The 24,238-nt window shown below is 71.7% G+C and carries 27 protein-coding genes; 15 read left to right on the top strand and 12 right to left on the bottom strand.

Features of this window, described 5'->3' with window-relative positions; all coding sequences use genetic code 11:
* Positions 1 to 31: 31 nt before the first annotated feature.
* The 11 genes from EXE48_RS08155 to EXE48_RS08205 all read left to right on the top strand — a co-directional run bounded on the left by EXE48_RS08155 (position 32) and on the right by EXE48_RS08205 (position 8,754).
* Positions 32 to 1,042 (top strand): hypothetical protein, encoded by a 1,011-nt coding sequence (locus tag EXE48_RS08155; protein WP_137711185.1) that lies wholly within the window; start codon positions 32 to 34, stop codon positions 1,040 to 1,042.
* Positions 1,043 to 1,123: 81 nt separating this feature from the next.
* Positions 1,124 to 2,530 carry a CRTAC1 family protein gene (locus tag EXE48_RS08160; protein WP_053772144.1) on the top strand — a complete coding sequence of 469 codons (1,407 nt, stop codon included), beginning with the start codon at positions 1,124 to 1,126 and terminating at the stop codon, positions 2,528 to 2,530.
* Between the two features lie 104 nt (positions 2,531 to 2,634).
* Positions 2,635 to 2,835 carry a DUF7576 family protein gene (locus EXE48_RS08165; RefSeq protein ID WP_053772145.1) on the top strand — a complete coding sequence of 67 codons (201 nt, stop codon included), beginning with the start codon at positions 2,635 to 2,637 and terminating at the stop codon, positions 2,833 to 2,835.
* A 116-nt stretch (positions 2,836 to 2,951) separates the two neighbouring features.
* Positions 2,952 to 3,677: a ribosome assembly factor SBDS gene (locus tag EXE48_RS08170; protein ID WP_137704159.1), complete on the top strand. Its 726-nt coding sequence runs from the start codon at positions 2,952 to 2,954 to the stop codon at positions 3,675 to 3,677.
* A gap of 73 nt (positions 3,678 to 3,750) precedes the next feature.
* On the top strand, positions 3,751 to 4,233 hold the full coding sequence (locus EXE48_RS08175) for a YbaK/EbsC family protein (RefSeq protein WP_137711186.1): 483 nt from the start codon (positions 3,751 to 3,753) through the stop codon (positions 4,231 to 4,233).
* A gap of 130 nt (positions 4,234 to 4,363) precedes the next feature.
* Complete coding sequence (locus tag EXE48_RS08180; protein WP_137711187.1) at positions 4,364 to 5,437, top strand: metal ABC transporter solute-binding protein, Zn/Mn family; 1,074 nt, start codon at positions 4,364 to 4,366, stop codon at positions 5,435 to 5,437.
* 100 nt (positions 5,438 to 5,537) lie between these two features.
* The gene (locus EXE48_RS08185; RefSeq protein ID WP_137711188.1) at positions 5,538 to 6,278 is read left to right on the top strand and encodes a metal ABC transporter ATP-binding protein; all 741 of its coding nucleotides are present in this window, start codon (positions 5,538 to 5,540) and stop codon (positions 6,276 to 6,278) included.
* Positions 6,278 to 7,351, top strand: a complete 1,074-nt coding sequence (locus EXE48_RS08190; RefSeq protein WP_137711189.1) for a metal ABC transporter permease — start codon at positions 6,278 to 6,280, stop codon at positions 7,349 to 7,351. The genes EXE48_RS08185 and EXE48_RS08190 overlap by 1 nt, the downstream gene beginning before the upstream one ends.
* Positions 7,352 to 7,436: 85 nt before the next feature.
* Positions 7,437 to 7,721 (top strand): DUF7545 family protein, encoded by a 285-nt coding sequence (locus EXE48_RS08195; RefSeq protein WP_121562133.1) that lies wholly within the window; start codon positions 7,437 to 7,439, stop codon positions 7,719 to 7,721.
* 78 nt (positions 7,722 to 7,799) lie between these two features.
* The gene (locus EXE48_RS08200) at positions 7,800 to 8,243 is read left to right on the top strand and encodes a thioredoxin domain-containing protein (protein ID WP_137711190.1); all 444 of its coding nucleotides are present in this window, start codon (positions 7,800 to 7,802) and stop codon (positions 8,241 to 8,243) included.
* A 37-nt stretch (positions 8,244 to 8,280) separates the two neighbouring features.
* On the top strand, positions 8,281 to 8,754 hold the full coding sequence (locus EXE48_RS08205) for a GIY-YIG nuclease family protein (RefSeq protein WP_137711191.1): 474 nt from the start codon (positions 8,281 to 8,283) through the stop codon (positions 8,752 to 8,754).
* 18 nt (positions 8,755 to 8,772) lie between these two features.
* On the opposite strand, the gene EXE48_RS08210 is transcribed toward EXE48_RS08205, so the two are convergent.
* The 3 genes from EXE48_RS08210 to EXE48_RS08220 form a co-directional block, all read right to left on the bottom strand.
* Positions 8,773 to 9,255, bottom strand: a complete 483-nt coding sequence (locus tag EXE48_RS08210; protein WP_137711192.1) for an acyl-CoA thioesterase — start codon at positions 9,253 to 9,255, stop codon at positions 8,773 to 8,775.
* A gap of 78 nt (positions 9,256 to 9,333) precedes the next feature.
* Positions 9,334 to 9,789, bottom strand: a complete 456-nt coding sequence (locus EXE48_RS08215) for a bifunctional nuclease family protein (protein ID WP_053772155.1) — start codon at positions 9,787 to 9,789, stop codon at positions 9,334 to 9,336.
* Between the two features lie 47 nt (positions 9,790 to 9,836).
* Entirely contained in the window at positions 9,837 to 10,541 is a 705-nt protein-coding gene (locus EXE48_RS08220; RefSeq protein WP_053772156.1) for an ArsR/SmtB family transcription factor, read from the bottom strand.
* Between the two features lie 123 nt (positions 10,542 to 10,664).
* Between EXE48_RS08220 and EXE48_RS08225 the strand changes: the two genes are divergently transcribed.
* The 4 genes from EXE48_RS08225 (at position 10,665) to EXE48_RS08240 (ending at position 14,514) form a co-directional block, all read left to right on the top strand.
* On the top strand, positions 10,665 to 12,443 hold the full coding sequence (locus tag EXE48_RS08225) for a TraB/GumN family protein (RefSeq protein WP_053772157.1): 1,779 nt from the start codon (positions 10,665 to 10,667) through the stop codon (positions 12,441 to 12,443).
* Positions 12,440 to 13,114 carry a metalloprotease gene (locus tag EXE48_RS08230; RefSeq protein ID WP_137711193.1) on the top strand — a complete coding sequence of 225 codons (675 nt, stop codon included), beginning with the start codon at positions 12,440 to 12,442 and terminating at the stop codon, positions 13,112 to 13,114. Before EXE48_RS08225 ends, EXE48_RS08230 begins: the two co-directional genes overlap by 4 nt.
* A gap of 74 nt (positions 13,115 to 13,188) precedes the next feature.
* Positions 13,189 to 14,229: a phosphoribosylformylglycinamidine cyclo-ligase gene (purM, locus tag EXE48_RS08235; RefSeq protein ID WP_137711194.1), complete on the top strand. Its 1,041-nt coding sequence runs from the start codon at positions 13,189 to 13,191 to the stop codon at positions 14,227 to 14,229.
* A 105-nt stretch (positions 14,230 to 14,334) separates the two neighbouring features.
* A complete protein-coding gene (locus tag EXE48_RS08240; RefSeq protein ID WP_053772160.1) occupies positions 14,335 to 14,514 on the top strand; it encodes a DUF8595 family protein in 180 nt (59 codons plus the stop codon).
* Positions 14,515 to 14,561: 47 nt separating this feature from the next.
* On the opposite strand, the gene relB is transcribed toward EXE48_RS08240, so the two are convergent.
* From relB to EXE48_RS08285, 9 genes are all read right to left on the bottom strand, one after another.
* A complete protein-coding gene (gene relB, locus EXE48_RS08245) occupies positions 14,562 to 15,101 on the bottom strand; it encodes a type II toxin-antitoxin system RelB family anti-toxin (protein WP_006628588.1) in 540 nt (179 codons plus the stop codon).
* Positions 15,102 to 15,163: 62 nt separating this feature from the next.
* Positions 15,164 to 15,538, bottom strand: coding sequence for a DUF555 domain-containing protein (locus EXE48_RS08250; RefSeq protein WP_053772161.1), 375 nt, complete (start codon positions 15,536 to 15,538; stop codon positions 15,164 to 15,166).
* A gap of 93 nt (positions 15,539 to 15,631) precedes the next feature.
* Positions 15,632 to 16,630 carry an isocitrate/isopropylmalate family dehydrogenase gene (locus EXE48_RS08255; RefSeq protein WP_137711195.1) on the bottom strand — a complete coding sequence of 333 codons (999 nt, stop codon included), beginning with the start codon at positions 16,628 to 16,630 and terminating at the stop codon, positions 15,632 to 15,634.
* A 4-nt stretch (positions 16,631 to 16,634) separates the two neighbouring features.
* Complete coding sequence (leuD, locus tag EXE48_RS08260) at positions 16,635 to 17,240, bottom strand: 3-isopropylmalate dehydratase small subunit (protein WP_053772163.1); 606 nt, start codon at positions 17,238 to 17,240, stop codon at positions 16,635 to 16,637.
* Positions 17,241 to 17,328: 88 nt separating this feature from the next.
* Positions 17,329 to 18,789, bottom strand: coding sequence for a 3-isopropylmalate dehydratase large subunit (gene leuC / locus EXE48_RS08265; protein ID WP_137704155.1), 1,461 nt, complete (start codon positions 18,787 to 18,789; stop codon positions 17,329 to 17,331).
* Positions 18,789 to 19,847, bottom strand: a complete 1,059-nt coding sequence (gene ilvC, locus EXE48_RS08270) for a ketol-acid reductoisomerase (RefSeq protein ID WP_053772165.1) — start codon at positions 19,845 to 19,847, stop codon at positions 18,789 to 18,791. The genes leuC and ilvC overlap by 1 nt, the downstream gene beginning before the upstream one ends.
* Before the next feature lie 33 nt (positions 19,848 to 19,880).
* Entirely contained in the window at positions 19,881 to 20,564 is a 684-nt protein-coding gene (gene ilvN, locus EXE48_RS08275; RefSeq protein WP_137711196.1) for an acetolactate synthase small subunit, read from the bottom strand.
* Entirely contained in the window at positions 20,561 to 22,360 is a 1,800-nt protein-coding gene (ilvB, locus tag EXE48_RS08280; RefSeq protein ID WP_137711197.1) for a biosynthetic-type acetolactate synthase large subunit, read from the bottom strand. The genes ilvN and ilvB overlap by 4 nt, the downstream gene beginning before the upstream one ends.
* A 388-nt stretch (positions 22,361 to 22,748) precedes the next feature.
* A complete protein-coding gene (locus EXE48_RS08285) occupies positions 22,749 to 23,930 on the bottom strand; it encodes a LeuA family protein (protein ID WP_443984487.1) in 1,182 nt (393 codons plus the stop codon).
* Positions 23,931 to 24,238 lie beyond the last annotated feature (308 nt).

Below are 24,238 nucleotides of genomic sequence, written 5' to 3' on the forward strand. Positions count from 1 at the left end.
CTTATGCGGGGAACCCCCTCAGAGGGGGTACGTGACGCTCGAACAGTTTCTCGATCGCTTCGACGGTCCCGAGCGGTCCGTGGTCGTCGTCAACCGAACCGACCCGGATCCCATCTTGAACATGCTCGTGGACACGTTCGGCGACGACGCAGTGCGGGTCGTGGAGGGCCGTGTGGTCGGAGGTCCGGACGACCCCGACCCGGGCGGCGCCGGGGACGACGACCGGCTGACCGACGGCGCCGGAGCCCCGCGGCTCGATCGGACGGGCGGTCTCACGGCGCGAGAACTGGCGACGAACGCCGTCGTCGACGGGGAGGGCAACGCCGTCCCGTCGCTCGACGTCGAGGTGCTCCGCCGCCACGAGGACGTGCCGTTCGACGGCGGCGACCCCTCCGACATCGAGAACCTCGTGCTGCTCATGGAGGGCGACGAGGTGGTCGCCGGCTCGACGCTCGGCGAGCTCGGCGACGCCGTGCTGTTCGTCAACTCCGACCTGTACATCACCGGCAGCCGGTCGCTCGCCGACGTGGAGCTTCCCTCGGTGATAAGCGGCCTCGACGACGCGACGTTCACGCTCCGCGGGTACCCCGAGTCGAACAGACAGAAGCTGCTGCTCATCACCATCTCGCGGTTCATCGAGCGGGTCGCCTGGACCGCGGGCGACGGGACCCTCCGGTCGTCGTTCCAGCGGCTCTCGCGCATCGACGACGAGGTCGGCACGCGGGACGTGTACGAGCGCGTCGCCGACACCGGCGTCGACACGCACCTCTACGGCGTGCCCGACGAACTCCCGCAGGACCTCGCCGCGGTGATCCACGCCGGGAACGACCCCGACTTCACCGACAGCTGGTTCGTGGTGTACCGGCCCCCGGAGGGACCGCACCCCGCGCGGAGCGATCCGGAAAGCGACCTCGTTCGAGGGGTCGAGGGGGGCGTCGGGCTGCTCGCGGTCGAGACGGAGCCGCGCGTCTGGCGCGGCCTCTGGACGTTCGACGCGGACCGCGTCTCGCGGATAAACCGGTACATCGAGCGGAACCTGTAGGGCGATCGAGGATTTCCTCCCGCCGGCGACCGGTCGTATCCAACCCGTGCGTTCATATTCTCGGAGCGGTGACGGGCGGCCATGTTCACGGAGCGGTCCGCGCTCGTCGACGACGGGCGCCCGATGCGCGGGTACGGCGTCGCGGTGACGCCCGGCCGCGACGGGCCGCTCGTCTTCGTGGCCGGCTACGGCGAGCCGAACCGGCTGTACGCCCGCGAGGGCGGCCGCTTTTCCGACACCGCCTGCGGCATCGTCGCCGACGGGACCCGCCACGGGATGGGGGTGTGCGCGTCCGACCTCGACGCCGACGGGTGCGAGGAGGTGTACGTCCACAACTGCGCGCGCGGCGTCGACGGCGGCGACCCCGACCTGCTCTTGAGTCGCCTAGAGGCCGACAGGTACCGCTGGACGGACGTGTTCGCGCGCGAGGTGAACGCCGACCGCATCGACGTGCGCGCCGGGCGGTCCGTCGCGGCGCTCGACCGGCTGGGGACCGGTCGCTACGGGGTCGCCGTCTCCGGGTACGCCGCCCCGCTCGCGTTCTACGAACTCGGCGACGACGGCGAGGTGACCGACATGGCCGAGGCGGTCGGCCTGGAGGTCGACGGGGGCTGCCGGTCGCTGCTCGCGGTCCCGTACCGCTCGCGCGAGGGCGACCTCTTCGCGGGGGTCGAGGGGGGACCGAACCGGCTGTTCAGCAACCGGGACGGGCACTACGACCGGACGGACGGCGGGCCCGACCTCTCGGACCCCGGCGGCGACACGCGGGGCGCGGCGGTCGTCGACGAGGGCGGGACGTTCGCGCTCGCGGTCGGCAACGAGTCGGCGCCGAGCCGGCTGCTCCGCTGTTCGCCCGACGGCGGCTACGACGACGTGGCCCCCGACGCGCTCCGCGACGTGGGCCCCGTCCGGACGGTCGTCGCCGCGGACTTCGACAACGACGGCCGCGAGGAGCTCTTCTTCAACGTCTGCGGCGCGGAGAACCGGCTGTTCGAGCGCGTGGACCGGTCCGGCGGGCCGCCCCGGTGGGAGCCTGCGGACCTCGGGCCCGCCGCGGAGCCGGACGGGTTCGGCACCGGCGCGGTGGCGGCCGACCTCGACGGCGACGGCGCGCTGGAACTGCTCGTCGTCCACGGCGAGGTCGCCGCCCAGCCCGTGACCGCCTACGGCGTCCCCGAGGCGCCCGACGCCGGGTGGCTGCGCGTGCGCCCGACGACGCGACACGGCGCCCCCGCGCGCGGCGCCGTCGCCACCCTGGAGACGACCGAGGGCGTCCAGCGGCGGACGGTCGACGCCGGGGGCGGCTGCCTCTGTCAGACGGAGCCGGTCGCGCACTTCGGGCTCGGCGGCGCGGAGCCGCTGCGCGTCGACGTGCGGTGGCCGGACGGGCGCGAGCGGACCGTCGTCGGCCCGAGCGCCGACCGAGAGATAACGGTCAGGCACCCGTCTCGCAGGGCGACGGACCGCGACGCCCGGACGCGGCGGTAGCGATCGCGCGGCCCCGAGCGAGGGACCGCCGGGGCGGCGGCGGCCGCCGTGGCCAGAACTGCCGCCCTTCGCGGGTTCAAGTGTCCCCGGGCGTACGGGGAGGTATGGTGGATCCGACCTCGGAGCTCGAGGAGGACGTCGACGAGGAGTCCGCGCCGACCTGCGCGACGTGCGGCGAGCCGGCGCTGGGGACCGGACACCGAACGGTCACGTGGGTCGACGGCGGCGACGCCGTCCACCGACACTTCTGTTCGGCGTCGTGCCGCGCGGACTGGGACGACGAGCGGCCCTCCGCGGGCGGGTAGTCGGGGGAGCGACGACGCGACGACCGGGGCGGTGACCGGAGGGCGGACGCGACGACGCGGCACGGCGGTCGGCGACGGCGGGAGGCTTTTTGCCCGCGGGGGTGGTAGCGTTCGGTATGATATCGCTCGACGAGGCCGTGACGGCCCGACTGGAGTCACACGGGGAGCGGTTCGAGGTCCTGATCGACCCCGACGCCGCGCTCGCGATCAAGCGCGGCGAGTTCGACGACGACTTAGCGGAGGTCATCGCCGCGGAGGACGTCTTCGAGAACGCCTCGCGGGGCGACCGCCCGGCCGAGGAGGACTTGGAGACCGTCTTCGGCACCACGGACCCGCTGGAGATCATCCCGGAGGTCGTCGAGCGCGGCGAGATCCAGATCACCGCCGAGCAGCGCGCGGAGATGCAGGAGCGCAAGCACAACCAGCTGGTGACCACCATCACGCGCAACGCCGTGAACCCGCAGATGGACGACTCCCCGCACCCGCCCGAGCGGATCGAGCGCGCCCTGGAGGAGGCCGGGTTCCAGATCGACCCGATGGAGCCCGTAGAGAACCAGGTCGACGACGCGCTCGACGCGTTGCGGCCGGTGATCCCGATCCGGTTCGAGGAGGTGACGATGGCGGTCCAGCTCCCGGCCGACTACGCCGGGTCCGGCCAGGCGCAGATCCGCGAGTTCGGCGACCTCGAACGCGAGGAGTGGCAGAACGACGGATCGTGGGTCGGCGTGCTCACCTTCCCGGCCGGCCTCCAGAACGACCTCTACGACCTCGTCAACGAGGTCACCTCGGGCGAGGGCGACGCCCGCGTGATCAAGGACAAAGACGAGCTGCGGACCCGCTGACCGGACCGCCGGCTCGCGACGTGACTTCACCGCCTCCGCGGGGTTGATACGGGCGGGCCGCGGCTCAGATCGCATGCATCCACGCGCGGCGGAGTTCGAGGAACGGGCGGCGGAGCGGCACGGCGTCGACGTCGACGTGCTGGAGTTCGACGCGGGCACGGAGACGGCGGCCGCCGCGGCCGACGCCGTCGGCTGCGAGACGGGCGCCGTCGCGTCGACCATCGTCGTCTCCCTCGTCGGCGGCGACCGAGAGGAGGCGCTCGTCGCGGCGATCACGAGCGGCGCGAACCGACTGGACCTCGACGCGGTCGCCGACTTCTTCGAGGCCGACGCCGCCGAGATGGGCGACCCGGAGCGGGTCCGCGAGGTCGTCGGGTGGAGCATCGGCGGCGTCCCGCCCATCGGGCACGACGCCGCGCTCCCGACCGTCTTCGACCCGACGTTGGCCGAGTACGACACCGTCTACGCCGCCGCCGGGACGCCCAGCGCTGTGTTCGCGATCGGTCCGGACACGCTCGCCGACCTCGCGGACGCGACCGTCGTCGACCTCACGTAGTGAGTAGCGACGTTCCCGGCGCGCGGAGCCGCCGGCGCGTTGTTAAGCGAGCGCGCTCTCGGCGACTGAGTTATTAACTATGTCTTGTGAAATAATAACCTTTTTCTATTAATCTGCGATACGGATCGGTATGACTCACTCACGGCGGTCGGTGCTGCGGCGCGGCGCCGGGCTCGCGGTCGCGGGCTCGGCGGCGTCGCTGGCGGGATGCTCGGGCGGGGGAACCGGCGGCTCCGAGGGGTTCGACTCGGGCTACGCCGCCTTCTTCACCCTCAACGACTGGGCCAACGAGGTCGCGGGCGAGCACGCGAGCTTCGAGGACCCGGTCGACGTGGGTCAGCTCGGCCACGGGTGGACGCCGGACGGAACGCTCGCCGCCGAGGTCGCCGCGACGGACGCCTTCGTCTACCTCGACAGCCCGGAGTTCTCGTGGGCGCAGGACCTCGCGGCGACGCTGGAGAGCGACTACGACTCCGTCGCCGTGGTCGACGTGCTCGACGGACTGGAGGGCGATCTGCTCGAATGGGACCACAGCCACGGCGGAGAGGGCGGCAATCACGACGGCGAGGACCACGACGGGGAAGGCGGCACCCACGAGGGCGACGACCACGAGGGCGACGACCACGAGGGCCACGACCACGAGGGCCACGACCACGGCGGCGAGACCCGGCACGACCCGCACGTCTGGGTCGACCCGGTCCTCGCGGCCGAGATGGTCGAGACGATCGCCGCGGGGCTCGGCGAGGCGGACCCGGAGCACGCCGAGGCGTACGCCGCCAACGCCGAGGCGTACGCCGAGGAACTCGGCGCGGTCGACGACGCGTTCGAGTCGATCGCCGAGCGCGCCGAGCGCGACGTGGCGGTGTTGGCGGGCCACAACTCCTTCCAGTACCTGGAGGCGCGCTACGGCTTCCGGCTCCACTCGCCGGTCGGGGTCTCGCCGCAGAACGAGCCGACACAGTCCGAGGTCGCCGACACGATCGACATCGTCGACAGCGAGGGGATCGAGGTCGTGCTGTACGACCGCTTCCAGTCGCCCCGACTCGCCGAGTCGATCGTGGAGAACAGCGACGCGACGGAGGCGGTCCCCGTCACGCCCGCCGGGGGGACGACGCGGGAGTGGAACGACGCCGGCTACGGGTACGTCGACCAGATGACCGAGATCAACGTCCCCGCCTTCGAGCGGGCGTTCGGCGCGCAGTGACCCGGTCGCCGCTCGCTCCGCCCGCGGCGCGGCCCGCCGACGGCGCCGGCGGCGGAGTAAAAGAGCTAAACGTGCGGCCGACCCAGATCCGGCACACGCAGTGAGCGCAATCGTCGACCTCGACGGCGTGACGTTCGCCTACGGCGACACCGTCGCCGTGAGAGACGTCTCTCTCACCGTCGAAGAGGGGGAGTTCCTCGGGCTCGTCGGGCCGAACGGCTCCGGGAAGACCACGCTCCTCCACCTCATGCTCGGGCTCAACGAGCCCGACGCGGGGTCGGTCGAGCTGTTCGGTCGCCCCGTCGAGGAGTTCGACGACGGCGGCCGGATCGGCTACGTCTCTCAGAAGGCGACCAGCCGGGGCGGCGCGATGCCGGTCACCGTCCGCGAGTGCGTCACCATGGGCCGGTTCGCGCACGCCGGGCGGGGGCGGCTCTCCGCGGCCGACCGCGCCGCCGTCGCGGACGCCATCGAGACGGTCGGCATCGATGACCTGACGGACCGGCTCGTCTCGGAGCTGTCCGGCGGCCAGAAGCAGCGGGCGTACATCGCTCGCGCCCTGGCGAGCGACGCGGACCTGCTCGCGCTCGACGAGCCGACCGTCGGCGTCGACGCCGAGTCGCGCGACGCCTTCTACGCGCTCCTCGACGAGCTCAACGGCGACGGGATAACGATCATCCTCATCGAGCACGACATCGGCGTCGTCACCGACCGCGCGAACCGCATCGCCTGCGTCAACACCGAGCTGTACCACCACGGTGACACCGAGTCGTTCGTCGAGAGCGACGCTCTCGCCGAGGCGTACGGCACGACCGGACAGGTCGTCCACCACCACCACTGATGAGCGGAGAGTCCGCGGCGGCGGACGGCGAGAGCTCCGCGCGCGACGCGGCCTCCCGCGGTCGGGGCCGACGCCGGACCGCCGAGCTCGCGGGCGTCGGGATCACGGCCGTCGTCGCGGTCGGGATGCTCGGGTTCCTCCTGCTCTACTGGGCGCAGGACCTCCCGGTCGCGAGCGAGCTGTACGCCGCGTTCCGCTCGGTCGGTCGGGGGATGGACGCCGCGCTCGGCACCAACGTGTTCCGGCACCCGGTCATGTGGCAGTCGATGGCGGTGGGGGTGCTCGTCGGGATCGTCGCCCCGCTCGTCGGGTCGTTCCTCGTCCACCGCGAGATGGCGCTGATCGGTGAGACGCTCGCGCACACCGCGTTCGCGGGCGTCGCGGTCGGCATCCTCGTCACCTCCTCGACCGGGTGGAACGGGTCGCTGCTGCTCGTCGCGCTCGCGGTCGGCGTCCTCGGCGCGCTCGCGGTCCAGTGGCTCACGGAGCGCACCGACGCCTACGGCGACGTGCCCATCGCGATCATGCTCAGCGGGAGCTTCGCGGTCGGCACGCTGATCATCAGCTACGGCGACGGGCTCACGGGCGTCAACATTCAGGGGTACCTGTTCGGGAACCTCGCGGTCGTCACGCCGGAGGGCGCGCGCCTGATGGGCGCGCTCTCGCTCGCGGTCGTCGCGGGCGTGGCGCTGGCGTACAAACAGCTCCTCTTCATCACCTTCGACGAGCAGGCCGCGCAGGTCGCCCAGCTGAACGTCACCGGCTACAACACCCTGCTGGTGGTGCTGACCGCGGTCGTCGTCGTCGGCGCGATGCAGGTGCTCGGCGTCATCCTCGTCGCCGCGATGCTGGTCGTCCCCGTCGCGGCCGCCTCGCAGGTCGCGCGGAGCTTCCGCGAGACGATGTACCTCGGCGTGATCTTCGGACAGCTGTCGGTGCTGGGCGGCTTCGCGATCTCGATCGGGTTCGGGCTGCCCTCCGGGGGATCGATCGTCGTCACGGCCATCGCGGTGTACCTCGCGAGCGTCCTCGTCGCCGGGACCTCCGGAACGCCCGTGTCGGCGCACGGCTGACGGCGAGCGGCCGACGTTCCCGTCGCGTGAGCCGGTTCGCGTCCGGTTTCCACAGACCCTTATGTCCCGGCCGCCAGGCACGTCCATGGGAGACACCGAGACCTACACGGTCACCGGCCCCGACGGTGACGAAGAGTCGTTCGAACTGCCCGCCGGCCTCGTCGACGTGCTCAGCGAGCAGGGCGAGCCCTCGACCGCCGTCGTCTCCGACGTGGTCGTCCAGGCGATGGCCCAGCAGGCGCACGTCATCGTCCACCACAGTGAGGGCGACGTGCCCGAGGACATCGCGGAGATGGAGGAGACCGCCGCGGAGCTGTTCGAGGAGCGCTTCGGGCAGTCGCTCGAAGACGCGCTCGGCCACTCGCACTGAGCGGAGTCGGCGCCGCTCGGCGCCCGAACGAGTTCGCCCGACCGGCCGCTTAAGCCGGTCGAGTCCCTACGTTTTCGTATGTCTACCGACCCGGCCGGCGCGGACGCGCCGGTGTTGATCTTCGACGGCGACTGCCCGTACTGCTCGGTCGCGGCGGTCGCGCTGCGCCGGCTCGACGGCGTGGTCGCGGTCCCGTGGGAGGCCGACCCAGTCGGGCCGTTCCTCGACGCGCAGTTCGGCTCCCGGCCGTTCGCGATGGTGCTCGTCGACCCCGCAGAGCGCCGCGTGTACGCCGGCCGCTCGGCCGCGAAGGAGTTGGCCGACCGCGCGGGCACCCCCGGGATCGTCGGCGGGCTGGTCCGCGACAACTACGACCGCATCGCCGACGTGGTCGGGACGCTGTCGGGGCGCGCCCGTGACCCGGACGACTTCCACGACACCTACCGCCTCGACGAGGAGGCGGGCGACCTGGTGGGATCGCTCCGGACGGCCGCCTCGGAGGCGCCGGCCGCGCTGTCGTGACCGGGGCGCCGACAGCGGCCGCGACGGGGAGCGACCGATGAGCGACGCGACCGGCGGCAGCTACACGCTCGTCGTCGGCCTCGCTGCGGACGCGACGGTGACGGCGGGGGCGCTCGGCGACCACCGGCTCCCGGCGGGCGCGTACGCCTACACGGGGAGCGCGCTGGGCCCTGGCGGGTTCTCGCGGGTCGACAGGCACCGCCGGACCGCGCGCGGCGACAGCGAGACCCAACACTGGCACGTCGACTACCTTCTCAGTCGCCCGGCGGCGCGGATCGACCGCGTCGTGCGGAGCGTCGGCGTCGACGTCGAGTGCGCGGTCGCCGAGCGCCTGCCGCCCGGGCCGATCGACGGGTTCGGCGCCTCCGACTGCGGCTGCGGGGCTCACCTGGCCGGCCCCGAGGCGCTCGACGCCCTCGCGGAGCGCGCGCTGACGGCGCACGAGGCCGCGGTCGCGTCGTCCGGGGACCCGGACGCGACCGTCGACGTGGTCGACGGCTCCGCGGAGTGAGGCGCCGGGCGGCTCCCCTCAGAGGTCGTACCGGTCGACCACCTGCCGGAGCTGCTCCTCGCGCCCCTCCATGGCGTCGTCGCGGAGGGCCGCCTCGTCTTCGGTGGGACAGTCCAGGTCTGGGACCGGCGTGGGGCGCCCGTCGTCGTCGAGCGCGACGAACGTGAAGTAGGAGGTCGTCGTCCGTCGCGTCTCGTCCGTGCGGGGATTCTCGGCGCGCACGTCGACCTTCACGTCGACGCTCGTCCGGCCGGTGTTGAACACGTACCCCTCGACGATGGCGACCTCGCCCATCTCGATGGGCGCGATGAAGTCGACGTGGTCCATCGAGGCGGTGACCACCTGCCGGTTCGCGAAGCGCATGCCGGCGATGGCGCCGCAGATGTCCATCCAGTGCAACACGGCGCCCCCGAGCGCGCGGCCGAGGTTGTTCGTGTCGTTCGGGAGCAGCATCTCCGTCATCTCGGTGTGCGAAGAGGCGAGCGTGGCCGTCTCGTCCATGCTAGTCGTGGGAGGGCCGGCGACTTGAACGGCCGGCTTCCGGCACGGGCGGCGGCCGGCGGACGCGGCGCGAGTACGCTACCGCTCCTCGGAGGGTCCGTCGTCGTCGAACCGGATCGAGTCCGGCGGCCGACCCGCCTCGTCTATCACCTCGTCGGTGACGACGATCGGACAGTCGACGCGGACCGCCAGCGCGAGCGCGTCCGACGGGCGGGCGTCGAAGACGAACCGCTCCGGCTCGCCGTCGTCGTAGCGCTCGGCGTCGACCTTCGCGTAGAAGGTGCCGTCGCGGAGGTCGTCGACGCGGACGCGGTCGATCGCGCCCCCGAACTCCGTGAGGATGTCCACGAGGAGGTCGTGCGTGAGCGGTCGGTCGAACGGTTCGCCCTCCAGCGCCATTCCGATCGACCGTGCCTGGTCGCCGCTGACGAATATCGGGACGTACTCGCCGCGCGCCGAGAGGATCACCGCCGGGACGTCGCCGCTCGGCGCCGAGCCCGCACCGACCCCGACGACCTCGGCTTCGTGTTCCATACGGGAACGTGGTGGCGGCGGCTTGAATAGCTGTCCCACGCGCGGCCTCAGTTCGACGCGCGGTACCAGTACGCCCACGCGAGCGTGAACACGAGCGCGGCCCCGAGGAAGAACACGGCCCCCGGCTCGACGAGCGAGACGGCGTACTGCGCGACCGGGTCGCCGACGAGCTCGACCGCGCCGTCGGCTCCCTCCGCGGCGGTGTTCTGGTCCGGGACGCTCTCGACCGTCGGACCGCCGCCGTCGCCGCCGTCCGCGGTGGCGGTTCCCACGTCGCCGCCGCCGGAGCGGGCGGTGAACTGCGAGCCGAGCGAGCCGACCGCGAGCAGGCGCTGGACCGCGACCGCCGCGAGCCCGATGACCCCGTAGCCGCCGAGCAGCCGCATGAGCGCGGTCTTGATCCCGGTCGACTCCTCGGACCCCCCCGCGAACAGCACGAGCGGCTCGTCCGCAGCGGCGTACACGTCCATCTCGCGGCCCTTCTCCGAGTAGGCGGTGTCGACCACGTCGACGAGGTCGGCCTCGTCGAGCCGCGAGAGGTGGTACTGGACGTTCTGGAGCGAGGTGTCGACCTCGTCGGCGATCTCCGACTTCGTCGCCGGGCGGTCGTGGAGCGTCGAGAGGATGGCCCGCGCCGTCTCGGAGCCGAGAGCGGCGATGAGGTCGTCGGCCTCGTCGTCGTCGACGCCGACGACCCGGGGTTCGCGCTCCTCGGGAGTCGCGTCCGGCAGGGAGGGCAACAGCCGAGACATACGCTCTCATGGGGCGCGTGAGGATACAAACTTGTTGGATCGTCGGGGACGAGTCGGCGCTCGCGGGGCGGATCCCGCGATCGACTCACAAACCCTAAACGCGGCGACCGAGTACGACGGGTGATGACAGAGACGTCACGGGGGAGCGGCGACGCGCCCCCGTCGACCGACCGGTCCCCGCGGGCCGACGGCGGCGACGTGGAGGGGGCGACGCGACGCGCGCGCTCCGGCGGCGAGGGGAGCGTCACGGTCGTCGGGACCGCGCACGTGTCGGAGCGCTCCGTCGACGAGGTCGAGGAGACGATAGAGCGGGAGCGGCCCGATGTCGTCGCCGTCGAACTCGACGAGGGGCGCTACCGGCAGCTCAACGGCGAGACCCCGGACGACCTCGACGCCGGCGACCTGCTGAAGGGGAACACCGTGTTCCAGTTCCTAGCGTACTGGATGCTCTCGTACGTCCAGACGCAGCTGGGCGAGCGGTTCGACATCGAGCCGGGCGCCGACATGAAGGCCGCCGTCGACGTCGCCGAGTCGCTCGGCATCGACGTCGCCTTGGTCGACCGCGACATCCAGACGACGATCCAACGGTTCTGGGCGCGCATGACGATACCCGAGAAGCTCCGGCTCGTGGGCGGGCTGGCGTTCGGCGTCAGCGACCCCCGCGTCGCCGGGGTGATCGGCGGGCTCATGGTCGGGATCCTCGCGGGCCCGGCGATCGGGCTCTTCGGCGGCGCCGTCGGGATCACGACCGGGGTGCTGACGAGCGTCGCCGCGGGCGTCCTCGTCGCGCTCGTCGTCGGCATCGCCGTCGATCAGGTCGGGACGCTCGCGCTCTCGCCGGACCAGCGGCTCTACGCCGCGGCCGGCACCGGGCTGGCCGCCGGCGTCGCGGCCGGGGTCACCGGCGTCGCGAACGGCCTCGTCTCGACGTACCTCGGCGGGTTCCCCGTGGCCGCCATCGGCGGCTTCGGGATCGGGATCGGCCTCGGGCTCGTCGTCGGGGCCGTCCTCGCGCTTGCGGTCGGCGCGTTCGCCGGCGGCGAGGTCGACCCCGATGCCGGCGGGATCGAGGAGCTCGACGAGGCCGACCTCACCGACACGGACGTGGTGACGATGATGATGGAGGAGTTCCGGCAGTTCTCCCCGGGCGGCGCGGAGGCGCTCATCGACGAGCGCGACGCGTTCATCGCCCACCGGCTCGTCGCGCTCCGCGAGGCGGGCCACGACGTGGTGGCCGTCGTCGGCGCCGGCCATCAGGCGGGAATTGAGGGCTACCTCGCCGACCCCGCGACGCTCCCGCCGATGGAGAGCCTGGTCGGCCAGGAGTCCGGGCGCGGGCTCCCGTGGAAGAAGGCGATCGGCTACGCGATCACCGTCGGCTTCGTCGGCTTCTTCCTCCTGCTCGCGCTGGGCGGGGCCGGGAACGCCTTCCTGCTCCGCCTGTTCGGCGCGTGGTTCCTGATCAACGGCGTCTTCGCGTTCGCGTTCGCGAAGGTCGCGGGCGCGCGCTGGCTCTCGGCCGGCGTCGGCGGCGCGGTCGCGTGGCTGACCTCGATCAACCCGCTGCTCGCGCCCGGCTGGTTCACCGGCTACGTCGAGCTGCGCAGCCTGACGGTCAACGTCGCCGACATCGGCGCGCTCAACGACCTGCTCGCCGACGAGACGCGGTCGGCCGCCGAGCTGGTCTCCGCGATGCTCGACGTGCCGCTGTTCCGGCTCATCGTCGTCGTCGCGATGACGAACGTCGGGAGCATCGTCGCCAGCTTCCTGTTCGCGGCGTACGTCATCCCGGCGATGTTCGGCGCCGAGGTCGGCGGCGTCGAAGACGTCGGCCGGCTGCTCGTCGAGGGGGCGATAAACGGCGCGGACCTCGTCCGCGGCGCCGTGGGGGGGATCGCATGAGCGGCGGGAGCGCGGTCTCCGGGCGCCGGATCGCCGGCCTGTACTTCAGCGGGACCGAGCTCCGCGACCTGCTCGTCGCGTGGCTCGCCCTCGGTGTGGCGTTCACGCTGTTCTTCGTCGGCGGCTCGGGCGGGATCGGTCGCATCCTCGCGGCGGGCGTGGTCCCGCCGCTGTTCGTCGCCCTCTCGACGGCCGGGGTCGCCTTCCTCCTCCACGAGGTCGCGCACAAGGTCGTCGCCGTCCACTACGACCAGGTCGCGGAGTTCCGCGCGGACAACAGCATGCTGTTCCTCGCCGTGATGAGCTCGCTCCTCGGGTTCATTTTCGCCGCGCCGGGCGCCGTCCACCACCGCGGCCGGCTGACGCCCCGCGAGCACGGCCACATCGCGCTGGCCGGCCCCGTCGTGAACCTCGGGCTGATGGCCGTCTTCTTCCCGCTGTTCGCGCTCGGCGGGATCGTCGGGAGCGAGATCGTCACGGTCCTCGGCGCGCGCGGCATCGCGATCAACGCGTTCCTCGCGGCGTTCAACCTCGTCCCGTACGGCCCGCTCGACGGGAAAACGGTGCTGTCGTGGAGCAAGCCGGTGTGGGCCGCCGTCTTCGTCCCCTCCGCGCTGCTCGCGTTCGGGCTCGTCTTCGTCCTCGGCCTCGGGTTCGGCGGGCCGTTCTGACGGGCGACGCGACCGGCCCGCGACGGGCCCAGCGGAACGGTGCGTTTTTGCTCCGCGGGCGTGCCCCCACAGACATGACCGAGGGCGACGGGAGCGACGACGGGGGACCGGACGCCGACGACGAACTCACCTACGCGGACGCGGGCGTCGACATCGACGCGAGCGAGGCCGCGACCGCGGCGCTGATCGGCGCGGTCGGCGCGGACACCGAGGCGGAGGGCTCCGGGAGCGAGTACGCCGGCCTGCTCGACATCGGCGACCGCTACCTCGCGCTGGCGACCGACGGGGTCGGGACGAAGCTGCTCGTCGCGGAGGCGCTCGGCGACTACTCGACGGTCGGCATCGACTGCGTCGCGATGAACGTCAACGACCTCGTCGCGGCCGGCGTCCGCCCCGTCGCGTTCGTCGACTACCTCGCGGTCGACGAGCCTGACGAGCGGTTCGCCGAGCAGGTCGGCGAGGGGCTCGCCCGCGGCGCCGAGCTCGCGGACATGGAACTCGTCGGCGGCGAGACGGCCGTGATGCCGGAGGTGGTCAGCGGGCTCGACCTGGCGGGCACCTGCGCCGGCCTCGCCGCGAAGGACGGCGTGTTCGACGGGCGAGCGGAGCCGGGCGACGCCCTGGTCGGCTGGCGCTCGTCGGGGATCCACTCGAACGGGCTCACGCTCGCCCGAGAAGCCGTGACGCGCGACCACGAGTACGCCGACCCCTGCCCGTTCGACGGCTACGAGACGCTCGGCGAGGCGCTGCTCGAACCGACCGCCGTCTACACCGACCTCCTCGACCCGATGCGCGCCCACGGCGTGCGCGGCGCGGCCCACGTGACCGGCGGCGGCTGGACGAACCTCGAACGCCTCGGCGACCGCCGCTACGTCGTCGAGGACGCGTTCGACCCCCAACCCGTCTTCGAGTTCGTTCGGCGCGAGGGGAACGTCTCCGACGAGGAGATGCACCGCACGTTCAACATGGGGACCGGCTTCGTCGCCGCCGTCGAGCCGGACGCGGCGGAGTCGCTGGCGGCGGAGACGGACGGCCGCGTGATCGGCCGCGTCGAGGCCGGAGTCGACGCCCCGGACGGCGACGCGACGGTCGCGATCCGCGGGCTGGAGCTCTGAACGGTCGCGTCCGAGGTACCGGCGAGCGTTGCGGCCGCCCCGGAGCGGCGGCGTCGCGTGCCGCCGAATGACGCCTTATCACCGCCGTCGGCGTAGTTCATGACGATGACCGACGGGGGCGCCGCGGACGACGAGACGGGAGGAGACGGAAGCGGCGGCTCCCGACGGGACGACGAGCGCGACGGCGACGAGGAGGAGCCGGACCGGGGACACCTCGACGACGTGGAAGACGGCGCGGGCTGTACGGAGATCTGGGAGCGGCTCTCCGAGCGCCGGGAGGAGTGAGCGCGGCCCCGCGTCTGGTGTCGTGAACGCGGCCGCGGGTCGGGGCCTTACGACAGCTGCGCGGCGATGTCGGCCTCGGTGATGATCCCGACGGTCTCGCCGCCGTCGGTGACCATCACGGCCTTGTAGTGGTCGAGGAGGTTCCGGACCTCGTCGACGGTCGCCGACGGCGCGACCGTCGGGAACGACTCGCTCATCACTTCGCTGACGGGGTGGTCGCCGACGTTCTCGCCGGCGTGGACGACGTCGCCCTGGCTGATCGACCCGACGGGCACGCCGTTCTGGAGGACGGGGAGCTGCGAGTACGCCTCCGCCTCCATCAGCTCGACCGCCCCGCTCACCGCGTCGTCCGGCGCGACGCTGATCACCGTCTCGTTCATCAGGTCGGCCGCGCGGACGACCTCGCCTTCCGCCTCCTGGAGGGCGTTGACGATCCGGCGCAGCGTCGAGAGCCGCGGGTCGACGTCGCCGCCTTCGATCCGCGCGATGAGGGGCTGGGAGACGTCCGCGGCGTCGGCGAGCTCGCTCTGGGTCAGCTCCAGCGCGGTCCGGCGCTCGCGGAGGTCTTGGGGCGTCGGCAGTTCCATACCGCTAAATTACCCGAGGTTATTAGAAAAGCTTTCGGCACCGACCGATCTCGCGCTCGCGTTTACCGCTCCGGCGCGTCCTCGTCCTCGTCCGCCTCCGTCTCGAAGACGTCGATGACTTCGAGGGGCACGTCCCGGAGCGCGCCGCCGACCTCGCTTTTCGCGATCCGCTCGGCGTGCTCCTCGCTGTCGGCGTTGAAGATGTCGATCTCCAAGAGGAGTCCCACGAGGGCCGTGTTGGCCGCGAGGAACGCGGCGTCGAACGGCTCGCCGCAGGCCGGACAGCCGGTGACGCCGGGCTCGACCTCGACGTACTGCTTGTCCGTCTCGTTGAGTCGCTTACCGGCCTCGCTGACCGCGACGCCGATGGCGTCGTCGGTCTCCTCGACGTCACGGACCAACCAGGCGGCTTCCATCGCGACTTCGTAGTTGCTCATATCCGGCCGGATGGGCCGCAGGGTTTCTTGTCTTGTGGTTCGCCCGCGGCGGCGCGAGCGCTGAAGCCGGACCGATCGGCGGCGAAACGCGCCTTACAGGCGGTCGACGACCGCCGCGGTGACCTCGTCGGTCGTCGCCGACCCGCCGAGGTCGCCGGTTCGAGGCCCGTCGGAGAGGACGCCCTCCACCGCGTCGCGCACCCGCCGGCCCTCCTCGACGTGCCCGAGGTACTCCAGGAGCATGGCCGCCGAGAGGATCGCCGCCGTGGGGTTCGCGACCCCCTCGCCGGCGATGTCGGGCGCGGTCCCGTGGACCGGCTCGAACAGCGCGTTGTCGTGGCCGACGTTCGCCGAGGGGAGCAGGCCCAGCCCGCCGACGAGGCCCGCGGCCAGGTCGGAGAGCACGTCGCCCGCGAGGTTCGGACAGACGACCACGCCGTACCCGCTCGGGTCGAGCGGGAGCTTCGTCGCGAACGCGTCCATCAGCTCCTCGTCCGCGTCGACGCCGCGGTCGGCGGCCACGTCGAGCACCTCCTCGCGGAACCGGCCGTCCGTCTCGCGCATCACGTTCGCCTTGTGCGCGACCGTGAACCCCTCGTCGGGGTCGCCCGCGGGGCCGCGCCCGTCGCGGACGAACTCGCAGGCGTACTCCGCTAGCTCGCGCGAGGCCGACGACGTGACGACCCGCGTCAGCGTCGAGAGGTCGTCGGAGAGCCGGTCCTCGTGGCCCGAGTACACGCCCTCGGTGTTCTCGCGGAGGAACACCACGTCCGTCTCCGGGCGGAGGGCGTCGACGCCCGGGAACGCCTTCGCGGGCCGGACGTTGACGAACGAGTCGACCGCCTCGCGCAGCGGGAGGATGACGTCGGCGGCCGTCTCGCCGGCCGCGCCGAACAGCGTCGCGTCCGCGCCGGCGACGCGGTCGTACGTCTCGGCGGGGAGCGCCTCGCCGGTCGCCGCCTTCGTCGCGTCGCCCGCGTCGGCGGCGACGAACTCGAACTCGACGTCGAGCGACTCCAGCACCTCGACGGCGGCCGGCACGACCTCGCGGCCGATGCCGTCGCCCTCGATGACGACTATCTCGTCGGGCATCCGGTCAGTCGTCCCCCTCGACGTACGGCAGGTCGGCGACCGTCTCGTCGACCTTGCTCCGGTTCGAGTACATCAGCGCGGTCGTGTCCCAGATCCCCTCGACCAAGGCCTCGCGCATCGCGTCGTCGACGTCGACGTCGATGACGGTGTCGCCGTAGGTGACGGTCTCGTTCTCGACGTCCACGTCGATGTCGCCGTCGGGGTTCGCCTCGATCCACTCCTGGAGTTCGACGACCGTCTCGTGGTCCGTCGTGACCGCCGGGATGCCCAGCGACTTGCAGTTGTCGCGGAAGATCTCCGCGTACGACTCGCCGACGACGCCGTCGATCCCCCACCGCATCATCGCCTGCGGCGCGTGCTCCCGGGAGGAGCCGCAACCGAAGTTGGAGTTGACGACCGCGATCGACGCGCCCTCGAAGCGGTTGAGGGGGTGGTCGTTGAACTCGCCGTCGTCGTCCCGCCGGGCGTCGTAGAAGAGGTAGTCCGCCATGTTGTCGAACGTGACCTCCTTCATGAACTTCGCCGGCAGGATCTGGTCGGTGTCGACGTCGTCGCCGGGGATCGGGACCCCCGTGCCGGACACCTCGGTGATGTGCTGGTCTTCGCTCATCGCGTCTCACCCCCGGTGAGACCGATGGCGAAGGCGTCGTCGCGCGACTCCGTCGTGCGACGGAAGTCGTCCGCGTCGTTCGCGCTCATCAGTCGGCCACCTCCTCGACGCCGCCGGCGCCCCCGGTCGGCCCGTCGTCGAGGTACTCGCGCGCGTCGGCGACCTCGCCCTCGACGGCCGCGGCCGCGACCATCGCGGGGCTCATCAGGACGGTGCGGCCGTCCTTCGACCCCTGCCGCCCGATGAAGTTCCGGTTCGACGAGGAGGCGCACACCTCGTCGCCCTCCAGGGCGTCGTCGTTCATCGCCAGGCACATCGAACAGCCGGCGCGGCGCCACTGGAAGCCGGCCTCGATGAACGTCTGGTCGATGCCGCGCTCCTCGCACTGCTGGCGGACGGTCTCGGAGCCGGGGACGGCCAGCGCGCGGACGTCCTCGTCGACCGTGTTCCCCTCCAGGATCTTCGCCGCCTCCTCGAAGTCGGAGAGGCGGCCGTTGGTACAGGTGCCGAGGAACGCCACGTCGACGTCGTAGCCGAGCATCGACTGGCCGGGCTCGATCTCCATGTGGTCGAGCGCCTGCGCCGCGGCCTCGCGGTCGGTCCGGGCCTCGAAGTCGTCCGGGTGCGGGACCGGCTCCGAGATCTCGATCACCTGTCCGGGGTTGATCCCCCAGGTGACGAGCGGGTCGAGCCCGTCGGCGTCGACGGTGACCACGTCGTCGTACTCGGCGTCGTCGTCGGAGGCGATCGACTCCCAGTACGCCTTGCGCTCCTCGAACGCCTCGCCCTCGGGGACGTACTCGCGGCCCTTCAGGTACTCGTAGGTGGTCTCGTCCGGGTTGATGTAGCCGGCGCGGGCGCCGCCCTCGATGGACATGTTACACACCGCGAGCCGGCCCTCCATGTCGAGCGCCTCGATGGCGGGGCCGCCGTACTCGTACACGTGCCCGACGCCGCCGTCGACGCCAAGGTCCTGGATCACTTTCAGGATCACGTCCTTCGCGTAGACGCCCTCGCCGAGCTCGCCCTCGACGTCGACCCGGCGGACCTTCTGCTTGTCCGCGGCGATACAGCCGGTCGCGAGCACGTCGCGGATCTGGCTCGTCCCGATGCCGACGCCGATGGAGCCGAACGCGCCGTGGGTCGCGGTGTGGCTGTCGCCGCAGGCGACGGTCATCCCGGGCTGGGAGAGCCCGAGTTCCGGGGCGACGACGTGAGTGATCCCCTGCTTGCCGGACTCGAAGCCGAAGAACGTGATCCCGCTGTCGCTCACGTTGCGTTCGAGCGCGGAGAGCATCTCCTCGGCCTGGTCGTCGGCGAGGGGACGCTCGCGCTTGTCGGCCTCGGTGGGCGCGATGTGGTCCGTCGTCGCGAACGTCCGGTCGGGATACGCGACGTCGAGATCGCGCTCGCGCAGCATGCCGAACGCCTGCGGGCTCGTCACCTCGTGGACGAGGTGGAGCCCGATGAACAGCTGGTCCTGCCCGTTCGGGAGTTCGGTGACCTTGTGTCGGTCCCACACCTTGTCGTACAGCGTCCCCTCGCTCATCAGGCGGTCACCTCTGCCGACTCCTCCTCGTCCTCGTCGGCCGACTCCTCCCACGCGAACAGGCCGCGCAGCTCGTCGCCGACGGCCTCGATGTCGTGGTTCTTCTCCGCGGTCCGGAGCTGCGTGTAGGAGGGCCGCCCGGCCTGGTTCTCGGCGATCCACTCGCGGGCGAACTGCCCGTTCTGGACCTTCTCTAAGACCGCCTCCATGTTCTCGCGGGCGTGCTCGTCGACGACCGCGTCGCCCTGCGTGAGCCCGCCGTACTCCGCCGTGTCGGAGACGGAGTCCCACATCTCGCCGAGCCCGCCCTCGTACATCAGGTCGACGATGAGCTTCAGCTCGTTGAGGCACTCGAAGTACGCCATCTCGGGGGAGTAGCCCGCGTCGACGAGCGTCTCGTACCCCTGCTTGACGAGCGAGGTGACGCCGCCACAGAGGACGGCCTGCTCGCCGAACAGGTCGGTCTCGGTCTCCTCGCGGAACGTCGTCTCGACGACGCCGGCGCGCGTACAGCCGATGGCGGCCGCGTACGCGAGCCCCTCGTCGCGGGCGTCGCCGGTCGCGTCCTGATACACCGCGAGCAGGCCGGGCGTCCCCTGGTCGTTCTCGTAGTTCCGGCGCACGAGGTGGCCGGGCGACTTGGGCGCGACCATCGTCACGTCGACGTCCTCCGGCGGCTGGATCTGGTTGTAGTGGATGTTGAACCCGTGCGCGAACTGCAGCGTGTCGCCCGCGTCGAGGTTCGGTTCGATCGCGTTCTCGTACACGTCCGGCTGGACGGTGTCGGGGACGAGGACGCTCACCACGTCGGCCTCGGCGGCCGCGTCGGCGGGGGTCTCGACGCGGAGCCCGTCGCTCTCGGCGGCGGCCCGCGAGGAGCTGTCCTCCCGGAGGCCGACGATCACGTCGACCCCGCTGTCGGCGAGGTTCTGCGCGTGGGCGTGGCCCTGCGAGCCGTAGCCGAGGACGGCCACCGTCTTGTGCGCGATGGCCTCCTCGTCCGCGTCGTCGTCGTAGTATACTGTCGAGTCGAACGTCTGCGTGTCGTCTTCGGTCATGTGTATCGTGTTGTGTCCGCGTGGGTCCGCGTGTCAGTCGTCGTGCGTCGTCGGCTCGCCGGCCGTTCCGGGTTTCTCTCCTGGCGCCGTGGGGGTGTCGCCGCGCGCGAGGGCGGTCGGGCCCGTCCGCGCGATCTCGACGATGCCGAACCGGTCGAAGGCGCTTATCGCGCTGTCGACGCTCGCCTTGTCGCCGGTGAGCTCGACCGTGATCGTGTCCGGGCCGGCGTCGACCGTCCGGCCGTCGTACATCTCGGAGACGGCGTGGACCGCGGCGGGGTCGTCGGCCTCGACCTTCAGCAGGACGAGCTCCGAGGTGACCGCGTCGCCCGCGACCTCGCCGACCGAGATGACCGGCTTCAGCTTCGCCATCTGCTTTTCGATCTGGTCGATGCCGGGGTCCGTCTCCTCGACGACCATCGTGATCCGCGAGTGGCCGTCGACGGTCGTCGGCCCGACCGTCAGGCTCTCGATGTTGAACTGCCGGCGGGAGACGAGTCCGGAGACGCACGCGAGCACGCCGGGCTCGTCCTCGACGAGCGCCGAGATGACCGCGCGCCGCGACTCGTGTTCGGCCTCGACGACCGGGTCGATCCGGATCCCCTCCAGATTCCGGCGCCCCTCGGGGTGGTCGCGCTCGTCCGGCCCGGGCTGCTCGTCGGGGAGGGGCCGCGAGTCGGCCTCCGGCGCGCCGGCGGACGGGGAGTCGCCGCTCATAGCTGGTCCTCCGCGGCCGCGAACTTCCCGTTCGCGCCGCCGCTCGGCACCATCGGCAGGACGTTCTCCCCGGGGTCGACGTGGAAGTCGACCACGGCCGGCCCCTCGTAGTCGAGCGCTTCCTCGACCGCGGGCGCGACCTCGTCGTAGTCGTCGACGCGCAGCCCGAGGGCGCCGAACGCCTCCGCGAGCTTGTCGAACTCGGGCATCCACGTGTAGTCGGACGCCATGTGGCGCCCCTCGTAGAAGGCGTCCTGCCACTGCCGCACCATGCCGATGTACTCGTTGTTCAGCACCGCGATGGTGACGTCTAGCTCCTCCCGGACCGCGACCGACAGCTCCTGCATCGTCATTAGGAAGGAGCCGTCGCCGTCGAAGCAGACGACGTCGCGGTCCTCCTCGCCCATCGTGTCGGCGGCGACGCGCGCGCCGACCGCGGCGGGCACGCCGTACCCCATCGTGCCGAGCCCGTGCGAGGAGACCCACGTGCGAGGCTCCGTGTACGTCCAGAACTGCGAGGCCCACATCTGGTGTTGCCCGACGCCGGTCGTCACGATGGTGTCGTCGTCGGTCGCCTCGTCGAACGCCTCGACGACGAACTGCGGCTTCAGCGGCTCGTCGTCCGGCGTCGCGTACGTGAGCGGGTACGTCTCCTTCCACTCCTCGCAACGCTCGCGCCACGCGGCGGCGTCGGGCGCCTCGCGGACCGCCGCCGTCAGCTGGTCCAACACGCGCCCGGCGTCGCCGATCAGCGGGTAGTCGGCGTGGACGTTCTTGCTGATCTCCGCGGGGTCTATGTCGACGTGGATCACCTCGGCCTCGGGCGCGAACGTGTCGATGCCGCCCGTGAGGCGGTCGTCGAACCGCGTCCCGACCGCGATCAGGCAGTCGGTGTGAGTGATCGCGAGGTTCGCGTAGCCGGTGCCGTGCATCCCCGCCCACGAGAGCGAGAGGTCGTCGTCCTCGGGGAACGACCCGATCCCCGGCATCGTCGTGGTCACGGGGATCCCGTAGCTCCGGGCGAACGTCCGCGCCTCGTCGCTCGCGTCGGCCTTGATGACGCCGCCGCCGAACAGACAGAGGGGACGCTCGGCGGCCTCGATGGCGCGCGCGGCCGCCTCGACCGCGTCGGCGTCGGCGTTCGGGTCGGGGTCGGTCCCCGCGGGCGGCGTCGCCGGCCCGGGCGTCCGATCGGTCTCGTCCTGCGTCACGTCCTTCGGGAGGTCGACGAGGGTCGGCCCCGGGCGTCCGGCCCGCGACAGCTCGAACGCCTCGCCGACGGTGTCGCCGACGGTGTCGGCCCCGCCCGCGAAGTAGTTGTGCTTCGTGATGGGGCGGGTGACCCCGATCGTGTCCGTCTCCTGGAACGCGTCGTTCCCGACGAACTCCGTCGGGACCTGGCCGGTCAGCGCGACCATCGCGTCGGAGTCCATGTCGGCGTCGGCGATGCCCGTGACGAGGTTCGTCGCGCCCGGGCCGGACGTGGCCATACAGAGGCCCGGCTCGCCGGCGACGACGCCGTACGCGTCGGCGGCGTGGGCCGCGCCCTGCTCGTGGGCCATCGTCACGTGCCGGATCGACGAGTCGTACAGGGCGTCGTAGACGGGCATGATCGCGCCGCCCTGAACGCCGAAGGCGGTCTTCGCGCCCGCGGCCTCGAGGGCGGCGACGACCGACTCGGCGCCGGTCGAGACGGCGCCCGCGGCCGGTCCGTCGTCCGGGTCGGTCGGTTCCTCGGTCGCGCCGTCGTCCGACTCGTCGACGTCGGATCGCGGCTGTGCTGCTGTGTCGCTCATTGTCGTGGTGGTGTGCGGTGTTGCATCTGGCGGGTTGTCGTGTCGGTCGCTGCGAACGCGGGGCGGCCGGGGGCGGCCTCGACCCGTCGAGCGCGGCACTCCGGGGTTCGGGAACGGTCCGGCCGCCGGCGTTCGGCGGTGCGTCGCGTCGGTGAGGAAGGGGTAGTGTAGGGGGTCAGACCCCTACGATGATCGGCGCGACGGCTCCCGGGACGCTCGCGCGCGCCGCGGCCGTGGAACGCCGTCGCATCTCGCCCGAGGCAACGCGGCCGGGGTATAAATTCCTGTCGGGGGACGCGGCGCCGGGCGGCGCGCGGCCCCTCGGTCGGGTGCTCCCGCGACCGTCCTCGCGGTCGCTCGGGGGGCGCTCCGGCCGGGGCAGGGTCCATCAGACCCGGACCTCCTCCTCGCGCGCGACGCCCGCCTCTTCGGCGAACCGCTCGACGTCGCCGGCGGTCACCTGCCGCTTGCCGGCGCCGTACTCCTTGACCCGCTTGGTTATCTTCCGGACCTCGCTGTCCGTCGGGTCGAAGCCGGCCTCCACCAAGTGCTTGCGCACGCTGTGCGTGCCGGTGTGTTTGCCCAGCACGAACTCGCGCTCCGCGCCCACCATCTCCGGGGCCATCACGCCGGTCTCGAACGTGTCGGCGTTCTCGATGACGCCCGCGGCGTGGATGCCGGACTCGTGGGCGAACGCGTTCCGCCCGGTGATCGGCTTGTTCGCCGGCACCGGGATGTCCGAGGCCTCCTCGACGATCCGGGCCAGCTTGGTGATCCGGGTCGTGTCGATGCCCGTGTCGACGCCGTACACCGACTCGACGGCCATGACGACTTCCTCGTAGGCGGCGTTGCCGGCGCGCTCGCCGATCCCGTTGACCGACACCTGCGCCTGCTCGGCGCCGTTCTCGAAGCCCGCCACGGCGTTCGCCGCCGCCATCCCGAAGTCGTCGTGGGTGTGGACGTCGACGCGGGCGTCGGTTGCCTCCACGACGGCCTTCACCGTCTCGCCGAAGCTGGTCGGCATCCCGACGCCGCAGGTGTCGGGGATGTTGATCCAGTCGGTGCCGGCGTCGGAGACGGCCTCGACGATGTCGATCAGGTACTCCGGGTCCGTCCGAGTGGCGTCCATCGGCGAGAACATACACTCGACGCCGGCGTCTTTCACCTGCTCGACGGCGTCGACCGCGCGCCCCTTCGCCTCCTCGCGGGTCGCGTGCATCGAGTCCTCCAGCTGGACGTCGCTGGTGGAGACGAACACGTGGACCATCTCGACGCCGGAGTCGAGCGCGGCGTCGATGTCGCCCTCGACGACCCGCGCCAGCCCGCAGACGGTGGTGTCCGTCGCGGCGGCGATGTCGCTGACGGCCTCGAACTCCGCGTCCGAGTTGACCGGGAACCCCGCCTCAATGACGTGGGTGTTCATGTCGTCCAGCGTCGCCGCTATGCGGCGTTTCTCGTCGTAGCTGAACGACGTCCGTGGTGACTGTTCTCCGTCTCGCAGGGTCGTGTCGAAGATCCGTACCGGACCTATGTCGACGTTAGAAGCTATCGTGCCCTGGAAGAACTCGATCCGCCGGGGTGTCCGACGAAGCCTCCGTGATGTCTGTCATCGACTCACGACAAGACGGTCGGCTACTTAACGGTTTGGACGATCGCAAAATCGGAGCGGACCGGCAGTTCGGCGCGCCGCGAGGGGAACCGAAAGAACCGCAGGACAGCGCCGGCATCATTACACCTTAAGGAGATTATACACACACCGGTGATCGGGGACGTATTCCGATCCGGAAGCCGATTAATAAGCCGGATCGACGTTCGTTTCTTTCGCTCCGCAACCGGCGCGCGGTGGGAACGCGCGTCGCGACACGCGGTGGCACGAGG

The organism is Halorubrum sp. ASP1 (assembly GCF_005435135.1).
In the GTDB taxonomy this organism is placed as follows: domain Archaea; phylum Halobacteriota; class Halobacteria; order Halobacteriales; family Haloferacaceae; genus Halorubrum; species Halorubrum tropicale.

Excerpts from the sequence above, each read along its gene's own strand:
- leuC (WP_137704155.1), bottom strand. The coding sequence starts at position 18,789 with ATGAGCGAGGGGACGCTGTACGACAAGGTGTGGGACCGACACAAGGTC.
- EXE48_RS08200 (WP_137711190.1), top strand. The coding sequence starts at position 7,800 with ATGTCTACCGACCCGGCCGGCGCGGACGCGCCGGTGTTGATCTTCGAC.
- EXE48_RS08165 (WP_053772145.1), top strand. The coding sequence starts at position 2,635 with ATGGTGGATCCGACCTCGGAGCTCGAGGAGGACGTCGACGAGGAGTCC.
- EXE48_RS08225 (WP_053772157.1), top strand. The coding sequence starts at position 10,665 with ATGACAGAGACGTCACGGGGGAGCGGCGACGCGCCCCCGTCGACCGAC.
- EXE48_RS08250 (WP_053772161.1), bottom strand. The coding sequence starts at position 15,538 with ATGAGCAACTACGAAGTCGCGATGGAAGCCGCCTGGTTGGTCCGTGAC.
- EXE48_RS08220 (WP_053772156.1), bottom strand. The coding sequence starts at position 10,541 with ATGTCTCGGCTGTTGCCCTCCCTGCCGGACGCGACTCCCGAGGAGCGC.
- EXE48_RS08255 (WP_137711195.1), bottom strand. The coding sequence starts at position 16,630 with ATGCCCGACGAGATAGTCGTCATCGAGGGCGACGGCATCGGCCGCGAG.
- EXE48_RS08190 (WP_137711189.1), top strand. The coding sequence starts at position 6,278 with ATGAGCGGAGAGTCCGCGGCGGCGGACGGCGAGAGCTCCGCGCGCGAC.
- EXE48_RS08230 (WP_137711193.1), top strand. The coding sequence starts at position 12,440 with ATGAGCGGCGGGAGCGCGGTCTCCGGGCGCCGGATCGCCGGCCTGTAC.
- ilvB (WP_137711197.1), bottom strand. The coding sequence starts at position 22,360 with ATGAGCGACACAGCAGCACAGCCGCGATCCGACGTCGACGAGTCGGAC.
- EXE48_RS08175 (WP_137711186.1), top strand. The coding sequence starts at position 3,751 with ATGCATCCACGCGCGGCGGAGTTCGAGGAACGGGCGGCGGAGCGGCAC.
- EXE48_RS08210 (WP_137711192.1), bottom strand. The coding sequence starts at position 9,255 with ATGGACGAGACGGCCACGCTCGCCTCTTCGCACACCGAGATGACGGAG.
- EXE48_RS08180 (WP_137711187.1), top strand. The coding sequence starts at position 4,364 with ATGACTCACTCACGGCGGTCGGTGCTGCGGCGCGGCGCCGGGCTCGCG.
- EXE48_RS08215 (WP_053772155.1), bottom strand. The coding sequence starts at position 9,789 with ATGGAACACGAAGCCGAGGTCGTCGGGGTCGGTGCGGGCTCGGCGCCG.
- EXE48_RS08205 (WP_137711191.1), top strand. The coding sequence starts at position 8,281 with ATGAGCGACGCGACCGGCGGCAGCTACACGCTCGTCGTCGGCCTCGCT.
- EXE48_RS08170 (WP_137704159.1), top strand. The coding sequence starts at position 2,952 with ATGATATCGCTCGACGAGGCCGTGACGGCCCGACTGGAGTCACACGGG.
- ilvN (WP_137711196.1), bottom strand. The coding sequence starts at position 20,564 with ATGAGCGGCGACTCCCCGTCCGCCGGCGCGCCGGAGGCCGACTCGCGG.
- EXE48_RS08160 (WP_053772144.1), top strand. The coding sequence starts at position 1,124 with ATGTTCACGGAGCGGTCCGCGCTCGTCGACGACGGGCGCCCGATGCGC.
- EXE48_RS08240 (WP_053772160.1), top strand. The coding sequence starts at position 14,335 with ATGACCGACGGGGGCGCCGCGGACGACGAGACGGGAGGAGACGGAAGC.
- relB (WP_006628588.1), bottom strand. The coding sequence starts at position 15,101 with ATGGAACTGCCGACGCCCCAAGACCTCCGCGAGCGCCGGACCGCGCTG.
- EXE48_RS08195 (WP_121562133.1), top strand. The coding sequence starts at position 7,437 with ATGGGAGACACCGAGACCTACACGGTCACCGGCCCCGACGGTGACGAA.
- leuD (WP_053772163.1), bottom strand. The coding sequence starts at position 17,240 with ATGAGCGAAGACCAGCACATCACCGAGGTGTCCGGCACGGGGGTCCCG.
- purM (WP_137711194.1), top strand. The coding sequence starts at position 13,189 with ATGACCGAGGGCGACGGGAGCGACGACGGGGGACCGGACGCCGACGAC.
- ilvC (WP_053772165.1), bottom strand. The coding sequence starts at position 19,847 with ATGACCGAAGACGACACGCAGACGTTCGACTCGACAGTATACTACGAC.